The organism is Novosphingobium sp. B-7 (assembly GCF_000410615.1).
In the GTDB taxonomy this organism is placed as follows: Bacteria; Pseudomonadota; Alphaproteobacteria; order Sphingomonadales; family Sphingomonadaceae; genus Novosphingobium; species Novosphingobium capsulatum.
The window spans coordinates 9,398-10,166 of the sequence record NZ_KE148434.1; the positions used below are offsets into that span (position 1 = coordinate 9,398).

At 66.6% G+C, this 769-nt stretch carries 1 protein-coding gene; it reads left to right on the top strand.

Translation table 11 applies throughout. From position 1 onward, the window contains the following. On the top strand, positions 1-616 hold a 616-nt coding region (locus H926_RS34990; RefSeq protein WP_043610475.1), incomplete at its 5' end, for a lytic transglycosylase domain-containing protein. Positions 617-769 lie beyond the last annotated feature (153 nt).

Consider the following 769-nt stretch of genomic DNA (forward strand, 5'->3'; position numbering starts at 1 on the left):
CGATTTCGATTTGCCGCGCTCGCTCGCCTCGCTCGCCTTTGAAGGACGGCGGCGCGATCTGTTTGCCGACGAATTCGTCGCCGTGCTCAAGATGATCGATCGCGGCGTGCCCCGGCAAAAGCTGGTCGGCAGTTGGGCCGGCGCCTTTGGCAATCCGCAGTTCCTGCCCAGTGTCTATCTGCGCGTGGCCCAGGATGCCGATGGCGATGGCCTTCCCGATATCTGGGCGAGCCGGGCCGATACCATCGCCTCGATCGCCAACTATTTCCGCGATGCCGGCTGGCGCCAGGGCGAACCCTGGGGCTTTGCCGTGACGGCGCCGGCCGGGCTCGACCGCAGCCGCCTGGGCACGGCGCTGGTCAGCCCGCGTTGCCCGCTGGTGTTTGCCCGGCACAGCCGCTGGCGCACCCTGCGTGAATGGCGCGCCATGGGCATCACGCCACAGGCCGGCGTCTGGCCGGCCGGCGACGATACGCTCGCCACGTTTTTCGAGCCGGACGGACCAGGGCGCACCGCCTATTTGCTAACCGGAAATTATCGGGTCATCCTAGATTACAACTGCTCGAACTTTTACGCCCTGTCCGTGGGATTGCTCGCCGATGAAATCAGCCGCTGATCGCCTTCGCCTGACCGCCGCCGCCCTGGCCATCCCCTTGATGCTGAGCGGTGGCACAGCGCAGATGGCCTTTGCCCAAGCGGTCAGCGGCCCGGCCGCCGATTACCCCATGGTACTGGGCGCTCCGTTCGCGGTTGGCGGGGTGACCTATAC